The organism is Desulfonispora thiosulfatigenes DSM 11270, from assembly GCF_900176035.1.
In the GTDB taxonomy this organism is placed as follows: Bacteria; Bacillota; Peptococcia; order Peptococcales; family Desulfonisporaceae; genus Desulfonispora; species Desulfonispora thiosulfatigenes.
The window spans coordinates 1-9,443 of record NZ_FWWT01000025.1; the positions used below are offsets into that span (position 1 = coordinate 1).

Annotated in this window: 9 protein-coding genes, 1 tRNA gene and 2 rRNA genes; all 12 read right to left on the minus strand. The window is 31.2% G+C overall.

Features of this window, described 5'->3' with window-relative positions; genetic code table 11:
• Nucleotides 1-225 precede the first annotated feature (225 nt).
• On the minus strand, nt 226-417 hold the full coding sequence (locus B8965_RS12060) for a transposase (protein ID WP_084054446.1): 192 nt from the start codon (nt 415-417) through the stop codon (nt 226-228).
• Nucleotides 418-476: 59 nt separating this feature from the next.
• Nucleotides 477-662 (minus strand): chemotaxis protein CheW, encoded by a 186-nt coding sequence (locus tag B8965_RS12065; protein ID WP_084054447.1) that lies wholly within the window; start codon nt 660-662, stop codon nt 477-479.
• Between the two features lie 11 nt (nt 663-673).
• Nucleotides 674-2,635 carry a chemotaxis protein CheA gene (locus B8965_RS12070; RefSeq protein WP_084054448.1) on the minus strand — a complete coding sequence of 654 codons (1,962 nt, stop codon included), beginning with the start codon at nt 2,633-2,635 and terminating at the stop codon, nt 674-676.
• 22 nt (nt 2,636-2,657) lie between these two features.
• A complete protein-coding gene (locus B8965_RS12075) occupies nt 2,658-3,020 on the minus strand; it encodes a response regulator (protein WP_084054449.1) in 363 nt (120 codons plus the stop codon).
• Nucleotides 3,021-3,133: 113 nt separating this feature from the next.
• Nucleotides 3,134-5,176: a methyl-accepting chemotaxis protein gene (locus B8965_RS12080; RefSeq protein ID WP_084054450.1), complete on the minus strand. Its 2,043-nt coding sequence runs from the start codon at nt 5,174-5,176 to the stop codon at nt 3,134-3,136.
• Between the two features lie 135 nt (nt 5,177-5,311).
• The gene (locus B8965_RS12085; RefSeq protein ID WP_159446353.1) at nt 5,312-6,217 is read right to left on the minus strand and encodes an RluA family pseudouridine synthase; all 906 of its coding nucleotides are present in this window, start codon (nt 6,215-6,217) and stop codon (nt 5,312-5,314) included.
• A gap of 25 nt (nt 6,218-6,242) precedes the next feature.
• Nucleotides 6,243-7,856, minus strand: coding sequence for a putative manganese-dependent inorganic diphosphatase (locus tag B8965_RS12090; protein ID WP_341451848.1), 1,614 nt, complete (start codon nt 7,854-7,856; stop codon nt 6,243-6,245).
• Between the two features lie 11 nt (nt 7,857-7,867).
• Nucleotides 7,868-8,125: a GIY-YIG nuclease family protein gene (locus B8965_RS12095; protein WP_084054453.1), complete on the minus strand. Its 258-nt coding sequence runs from the start codon at nt 8,123-8,125 to the stop codon at nt 7,868-7,870.
• Complete coding sequence (locus tag B8965_RS12100; RefSeq protein ID WP_159446354.1) at nt 8,122-8,595, minus strand: DUF456 domain-containing protein; 474 nt, start codon at nt 8,593-8,595, stop codon at nt 8,122-8,124. Before B8965_RS12100 ends, B8965_RS12095 begins: the two co-directional genes overlap by 4 nt.
• Before the next feature lie 102 nt (nt 8,596-8,697).
• Nucleotides 8,698-8,772: transfer RNA gene (locus B8965_RS12105), tRNA-Asn, on the minus strand.
• A 13-nt stretch (nt 8,773-8,785) separates the two neighbouring features.
• Nucleotides 8,786-8,901: ribosomal RNA gene (gene rrf / locus B8965_RS12110) — 5S ribosomal RNA — on the minus strand.
• 120 nt (nt 8,902-9,021) lie between these two features.
• A 23S ribosomal RNA gene (locus B8965_RS12115) occupies nt 9,022-9,443 on the minus strand; the annotation flags it as partial.

Genomic DNA, 9,443 nt, shown 5'->3' on the forward strand with positions numbered 1-9,443 from the left:
TAATCTCTTGTTTTAAGGAACGTTTTTTCAAATAATTGTAGTAAGCATTTGGATATATGTTTAAGCGATTTAAAAAGCCATCTAAGCCCAAATTCATCTTTGTTTTCATCAATAAATATATAGATTAATCTTCTATTTCCTTGGCAAAGAATGCTGCTGCCTTTTTTAAAAAAGTTATTTTCCTTTTCTAGTTCTTTATTTTCACGTTCTAATTTTCTGATTTTATCAAGTAATTCTAAATCTTTTGTTCCTGTTTCTGTTTGGCTGCATTCTTTGCGATAGTTTTTTAATCCATATATTTAAAGAGCCTTGTCCAAGGCCATATTCTTTAGTTAAACTGGCAACAGATCTGCCTTCTTCAAGATGTAATTTTACTAGTTTTTCTTTAAATGATTTTTCATATATTTTCTTACCCATTTTTGTATCACCACTTTCTTAAATATAATAATATATTATTTCTATGTGGTGTTACAACTTTAGTTTATCATGTCACTAATTATTGGTACTACTACCCCACGAAGATTAATAACTCCCTTAATATAATCCTCAGTTTTTGGTACTCTAGTCATTTTAGTTGGTCTAATTATTTCTTTAATAAAATTTATATCAACTGCATATTCTTCTTCACCTAGACGAAAGGCTACTACTTGAAATCCTTCCATTTACACACCCCCTAAAACAAGGTATTTACATCTAAAATTAAGGAAACTGTTCCATCACCTAATATAGCTGCTCCAGAAATTCCTGGTATCCCATTTAGTAATTTACCTAGTGAACTGATAACGATTTCTTGTTGCCCGATTAATTCATTTACAACTAATCCTATTTGCTGATCATTTCTTCTTGCTATTACTACAAATAGTTCATCCTTTTCACTTGAATCCACTATCGGTACATTTAACGTATCTGTTAATCTTAAAAGAGGTAATACATTACCTCTTAAAACCATAACTTCTTGACCCTGTATATTTTTAATGTCACTAACCTTAATACTCGTAGTTTCATCAATATTTGCAAGTGGTATAGCAAACGTTTCATCTTCGACCTTTACCATTAAAGCTTGAATAATAGCTAAAGTTAAAGGAAGTTTAATAGTGAAGCGACTACCTATATTAGTCTTACTTTCAATACTAATACTACCACTCAAAGAGTTTATCTTAGATTTAACTACATCTAACCCAACGCCTCTACCTGAAACATCACTAACTTTGTCAGCTGTGCTAAATCCTGGACTTAGGATTAGATTTATTAAACTATTTTCATCCATTCTCTCTGCTTCTTGTTCAGTTATTATACCTTTTTCAATTGCTTTTTGTTTAACTTTTTCTATATTAATTCCATTTCCATCATCTTCCACGATAATAATAATTGAGTTACCTTCTTGTTTAGCTATTAAACTTAAATTACCCATGGCTGGTTTACCATTCTTTTCTCTATCACTTGGATTTTCTATTCCATGATCCATAGAATTTCTAATTAAGTGTACTAAAGGATCACCGATTTCATCAATTACTGTTCTATCTAATTCGGTTTCCTTTCCTTCTAAGGATAAATTAACTTCTTTACCAAGTTCTTTAGCTAAATCTCTCACCATTCTTGGAAATCTATTAAACACTTGTTCAATAGGTACCATCCGTACATCCATGACAATATTTTGTAAATCCGAGGTAATTCTATCAACTTGCTCTATAGTTTCATGTAAAGAAGATGTATCATTTGTCTTAATTAATTGCTCAAGACGTGTTTTGTTTATTACTAACTCACCAACTAGATTCATTAGTTTATCAAGTTTACCAATATCAACGCGTACGGTTTGATGAAGTTTATTATTTTTTGTTGCTTCTTTTTTATTTTCCTCTTTTGGATTTGCATCCTCTGTTACCTCTATTTCTTGCTCTAAATCAATTAGTTTAATTTCTTTTACAGATATCTCACTAATTTTATTTAATTCTTTATTAATATCATCACTATTATAATTAGTAGCTAAAAACACTATAATCTCATCATCGAATTTTTCTTCCTCTATATCTTCGGCAGTAGGGATTGTTTTAATTATTTCTCCTAATCTTTCTAAAGAATTAGAAATCATAAAAGCTCTTACCGATTTCATAACACATTGTTCATCAAATAAAACATGAATATGATACACATTCATATTTTGATCTTGGGCTATATTAATAATATTGATTTCGTATTTATCTAACTCTACGTTTAAACTTTCACTTTGTTTTTGCTCACTATCTTCAATTACAGGGGCTTCGCCCTCTTCATGTTTAGATAACAATACTACTAATTCTGATATATCATATTTATCTTCACTACCCTCAACTATAGAATTAATCATTTTTTCTAATGCATCAACACATTTAAATAGAACATCGCAAAGATTTTGTGAAAAGGCTAATTTATCACTTCTTAATAAATCTAAAACATTCTCCATTTTATGTGTCAATTCACTAACTTGTTCAAATCCCATAGTTGCTGACATCCCTTTTAAAGTATGAGCAGCTCTAAAAATTTCATCAATTGAGCTTTTATTAGGGTTTTGCTCTAAATTAAGTAACTCACTATTTAAATTTTGTAAATGCTCTTTAGCTTCTTCAATAAATATATCCATATATTCATTTAAAATCATAAAGCATACCTCCAGACCAAAATTAGGCTAATGCTTTTTTAGCTGCTTCAATTACTCTATCAGCCTGAAAAGGTTTGACTATAAAATCTGTCGCCCCTGCTTGAATAGCCTCAATTACCATTGCTTTCTGTCCCATTGCACTACACATAATCACCTTAGCATTTGGATTTACTTCTTTAATCTTCTTTACTGCTTCTACACCATCTAATTCCGGCATAGTTATATCCATAGTTACTAAATCTGGCTCTAACTCTTTATATTTTTCTATTGCTTTTAATCCATTTTCAGCTTCACCAACTACTTCAAAACCATTCTTAGATAATATATCTTTTATCATCATTCTCATGAAGCTAGCGTCATCTACTACTAAAACCTTATAAGCCATGTATTTTAGCCCTCCTTATTAATCCAAACGTTTTCTCAAGCGTTATTTATATTTATTCCGTTCTGAGATACTATGTTCCATATTTAATATACTTTTATTTTATTAAATCATTACTAAATAGTAAATCTATTTACTATATTATTTAATCTTTCTACAAATTGAGTTTGTTTTTCACACATTTTAGCTACACCTTCAATTGCTCCTGTTGTTTCATTGATATTATTAGATATTTCCTGAGTTCCAGCATTTGATTCTTCAACTGTCGCTGCTACTTCTTCCATAGCAGAACTAGTTTGTTCGGTTGAGGATAAAATTTGCTCAGTGTTAGCGACAAAGTCTTTAATCATGCCACCAATTAATTCAGCATCGTTTTCATATTCTTTACTAATCTCCACTAGTTCTTTATAATCACCTAAAACTTTTTCATCTATAAATTCTAAAATTCCACTAGCATTTGTTGAAAGATTAGTAAATGATTCTTGAACAAGGTTTATAACATTATGTATCTTTGCAACGGTTTCTCCAGATTGCTCTGCAAGTTTTCTAACCTCATCCGCCACTACAGCAAATCCTTTACCATGCTCGCCAGCCCTAGCTGCTTCAATTGCTGCATTTAAGGCTAGAAGGTTTGTTTGACCAGCTATATCAGAAATAATTTTTGCCATATTCCCAATTTCTGAAACTACTTTACCATCTTCGATAGCTTTTAGAATTATTTGTTGTTTTTCTCCATATAGCTCAGTCACAACTTTTTCTGAATTGGTTGCATTTGTTTTAATTTTTTCTGCTTTTAGTTCAATATCTTTTAATACTCTATTTCCTTCATTTGCCTTGTCACTTAAACGTAAAGCAATCGTGTTTAAATCTTGGGCTGAGGCTGCTATTTCTTCTGTTGTCGCTGTAGTTTCTTCCATCCCAGCTGCAATTTGCTGCGTACTTGAATTTATGTTATCTGCTTGGGCATTAATTTCCTGGGTAGTTGCTGCTAATTCTTCACTAGATCTACTTAATTCTTCAGCACCACCCATTACTTCTTGTACTAATTCTCGTAAATTCAGAATCATTTTACCAAAGTTCTCAGATAATTTCCCTATTTCATCATTACCTTCTGAGTTTACCTGCACCGCTAAATTACCATTGGCTACTTCATCTGTAACCTTTGATAAATCTTTAATTGGTTTTATTAAACGACGAACTACAAAATAAATTATCGCTACTAAAAGAGCTAAAATAATTAAACAAATCATGATTGCAAAATTAGTTTGTTTTTTAATAGGCCCTTTTATCACTTCTTCGGGAATAATTACACCTACAGACCAATTGGTTAATTCGACAGGTTCATAGAAATAATATTGTCCGACACCATTATGTTCGGCTAAATCCCAGCCAGTATCGCCAGCAATCATTTTGGTATAGATTTCACCTAATTTACCAGTTTCTTTTGTTAAATTATCTGTCATAATTAAAGATTCTTCAGGATGAGCTATTACAGTTCCTGTTTGATCTAGTAAAAAGGCATAGCCTCCTTCATAAGGCTTGATCGCATTCACAATTTCTTTAATATCTGATAAAAAGATATCCATTACTATTAATCCTAAATAATTAGAATCTTGATAAACTGGTGCAGTTATTGATAATACATCTTTACCTGTTACTCCATCCACATAGGGTTTAGTAAAATGGACTTTGTCAGCTTGTTTACCTTCAGTGTACCATGAGCGATTATCATTTCTAAACTCAGCATCTTGGGTACTTTCATTGACATCAAAAAAGTTTTGGCTTTTTTCAGAAGCAAAATAAATATTCCCAATATTCTTATCTGTCTTGCTAATGTCCTTAATAGTATGCAAATATTGCTGGTATTCACTCTTTTCCGTATATACACTCGGACTACGTTCTCCTGTAATTGCTCCAAAATTAATTACATCTCTGGAATTAGCAAGTGAAGTGACAATTCCAACATGCTTTTGTAAAATAGCTTCAATTTTAGATGAAGCTGCATCAGTAGCCTCAGTACCAGCCCTTTCAGCTCCTTGCCAACCAACCTTTTCAATACCTATTAAATTGAACGAAACTAAAACTAAAAATCCTAAAATAATACACATACTTACAGGCAGAATAATTTTTGATGCAATAGAATTTTTATACCACTTCAAAACCACCACTCCCAATACATATTTTGTTAAAATTAATAAATGCTAATAGTTACTTCAATTACCTATTATATCATATTGCGTGTTAATCCTCATTTAATTCTGAAATTTCTCACAAAAAAAATGCTAACTTTGTAGTCAGCATTTTAGAATTTCAATTAAATTATTAATATCTTCTGTTAATTCTGCAATCTGAAATAAATTCTTATTCCCTCTCGGTAAAATGAATTCTATACTTCTAGCATGTAAGGCTTGCCTTTTAATAAACTTACTTTTTTCTTCATTATATAAGTCATCTCCAATTATAGGATGACCTATGTACTTCATATGAACTCTTAATTGATGAGTTCTTCCGGTTAAAGGATTTAGCTCTACTAAGGAAGAGTCGTTATATTCTTCTAAAACCCTGTAACTAGTTAAAGCTTCTTTACCGTCAATTGCAACTTTTCTTACGATATTATCAGTATTTTCTCTTGCAATAGGTGCATTTATTAGTCCTTGCTTGTTTTTCATTTTTCCCTCTACTACGGCCCAGTATACTTTTTTTACCTTTTGCTCTCGGATTTGATTTTGTACAAAATTGTGAGCATGTAAATTTTTAGAAACCATGATTACACCTGAAGTATTTTTATCAAGCCGATTAATGAACCTAAACTTTGCCTTTAGATTGTTTTGCTGAAAGTAAAATGCTATTACATTTGCTAATGTATTATGTAGATTATTTCTTGTAGGATGAGTAACCAGAAAAGGATCTTTATTAATAAGTAATAAATCATTATCTTCATAAATGATTTCTAAGGGTTTTTCAAATGGACTTTCATCATAAAGCTCTTCACCAATATCCACCATTAGTTGATCAAAGCCTTTAAGCTTTTGATAAAGTCGCACCGGATTATTATTTAAATACACTTTTCCTTCCTTCTTAATTTTAATTAGCAAGGCATCAGAAAAAAATTTATTTTTTAAAAATTCTTTTATTGTATATGAAGTAAATATATCTTCTACAATAAATGTAAATATATGAATACTTTCTTCATTTTTCACCATATCTAACCCCAACTTAATATTTTTATCCAAGTAAATTTATTGCGTCTAATATCCTAGGTATAGCTTGTTTTTTACGTGATACTAAGTTTTCAACAAACATACCTTGAATTGGAATTTGATCAAAAGCTTTCTGTATGACACTATTATTAGAGCTTTTAAATAAAATATAAGAACCATTTTTCAAAATATCTGTAACTAATATAATTGTTAAGAAATAATTCTTTTGATTATTGACTTTATCTATGTAATTAATAAATTCGTTTTTTCTATTAAATACATCTTCGATATCTAAAGTAAATACTTGACCTATACCTATTTTATTTTCACCTATATTAAACTCTTTAAAATCTTTATAAAAAATTTCTTCGATGCTTTGGCCTTCAAGAGAACTTCCTGCTCGAAACATATCCATAGCAAATTTATCAATATCCAGGTTTAAAATTTTATTTAATTCACTTAAAGCATTTTTATCTAAAATGGTAGTTGTAGGAGATAAAAAAAGTAAGGTGTCAGAGATTATCCCAGAACATAATAAGCCCGCAATTTCTTCATTTAATGGAACATTATATTCTTTAAACATGTAATATATAATTGTACACGTACTACCCACAGGCATATTTTTAAAGTTAATTGGTGTTTGAGTTACTATGTCCCCTATCTTATGATGATCTACTATTTCTAATATTTCTGCCTGCCTTAATCCTTCAGCACTTTGCGTATATTCATTATGATCTACTAATATAACATTTTTCTTTTCTGGACTTAAAATATGTCTTCTACTTATAAATCCTAATAATTTATTTTTTTCATTAACCACTGGATAGTCATAATATTTTGTATTTGAAAGTTCTTCTTTGACATCATCTAAATATTCAGTTTCATTAAACTTAACAATGTTTTTTTTCATTATTGAAGATATGTAATTACATTGATTTAAAAGCATAGAAGTAGTATATGTGTCATTATTAACTAAAATCATACTTACCCCTTTACTTTTACCAAGCTCAATATATTTGTTAGGAATATCATTTCCTCCAGTGACAATAATGAGTTCCACTCCACTATTAATTGCATATTCAATTATGTCATACCGATCTCCTACTATTACGATACTATTTTCATCAAGTATTTTATCTTTTACAATAGTTTCATGGTAATAGGATATTACTGAGATGTTTCCTTCTATTTCTTTATTTTCACCAATTAAAATAGCACCATCAAGATTATATACAATGTTTTTTAGTTGTGTCTTAAGATGATAAAAATCTCCTTTAATCAAGTACATAGCAATATCTTTCATAGTCACTATACCTAATAAAGTATTTTCATCATCTACAATTGGTAAAGTTCTTGTATTATGCTTTTCCATTAATCTGTACGCATGTATCATTGATTCTTCAGGTCTTACCCCTCTTAATTTATCATAATTTAAATCCTTTACTTGAGTTTTAACATTATCAAGTAATTTAGGTTGATCAATACCAAAAAAATCAAGCACATACCCTGTTTCTTTATTAATACTTCCAAGTATATAGGGAGTTGTTTTTAATCCAATCTTATTCTTTAAATATGATAAGGCGATTGCAGAAGAAACTGAATCTGTATCAGGATTTGTATGTCCAAAAATATAAACCACTATTTAACCTCCTAATTAAAGTTATCTTTATCATTGTTAATTAAATTTAATTTTTCTATTCGAGACATTTTCTTGATTTCATATTCTCGTCTTAAAGCCTCACCTTTAGATGTAAATAGTTCAAAGTATTTTAAAACAACGGGGAAGCGTGAACGTGTATATTTACTTCCCTTACCCTTATTATGGGTATTAATTCGTTTTGTTAAATTATTCGTCCAACCAGTATACAAAGTTCCATCTTTACATTCAATAATATAGATGTAGTTCATCCCTTCCAAATGCTCCATAAAAATAAACTTAATATTAAAAGTCCAATTGTCATATTTATTACTACTCCTAGAACATACCCAATTATAGTTCCAATACCCGATTTAATTGATGAATCGAATTTTTTTCCAATTACTAACTCACCTATTAAAGTACCTACAAACTGTCCTAAAAGTAAGCCAGGTATATTTAAAGTAATTAATCCTATTATACCTCCTAAAAACCCTCCTATAATTCCATATTTAGAAGCACCAAATCTTTTTGCTCCTAGTAGGCTAGCTACATAATCAAATATAAAAGATATAATAGTTAAGATCCCAAAGAATATAATCATTTTAATACTAACATCAAGAAATTCAGTCATGTAAGCATATCCTAGGCTTGCTAAAAACATTAAACCTATCCCTGGTATTCCAGGAATTATAATTCCAACTAAACCTATAATCATGAGAATAATTACTATGTATAGCATCAGACACATCCTTTACAGTAATATTAATTATACCTTAAATCATTTTTAAATACAAAAAAAGTATTTACATTTTCAGTAAATACTTTTTGATAACCAATTTTATGGCTCCTCGAGCTGGGCTCGAACCAGCAACCCCCTGGTTAACAGCCAGGTGCTCTACCATTGAGCTATCGAGGAACAATAAGAAAAATCCCGGCGACGACCTACTCTCCCAGGACCTCTGGTCCAAGTACCATCAGCGCTGGAGGACTTAACTACCGTGTTCGAAATGGTAACGGGTGTGACCCCTCCGCTATTATCACCGAGAAAATATGTAATTGTTGAGTAAACAATATATCCTTTATCTATTTAAGTACTTTTCCTACTTAAACTTTAAATGATACTTTGCTCTCTCAAAACTACACAGTGAAGATTTTCGTCTTTATTTAGGTCAAGCCCTCGACCTATTAGTACTAGTCCGCTAAATACCTCACGGCACTTACACTTCTAGCCTATCTACCAGATATTCTCTCTGGAGTCTTACCAGCTTACGCTGTGGGAAATCTCATCTTGAGGTAGGCTTCGCGCTTAGATGCTTTCAGCGCTTATCACTTCCAAACGTAGCTACCCAGCTATGCCTCTGGCGAGACAACTGGTACACCAGCGGTTTGTCCAACCCGGTCCTCTCGTACTAGGGTCAGATCCTCTCAAATTTCCTACGCCTGCGATGGATAGGGACCGAACTGTCTCACGACGTTCTGAACCCAGCTCGCGTACCGCTTTAATGGGCGAACAGCCCAACCCTTGGGACCTACTACAGCCCCAGGATGCGATGAGCCGACATCGAGGTGCCAAACCTCCCCGTCGAT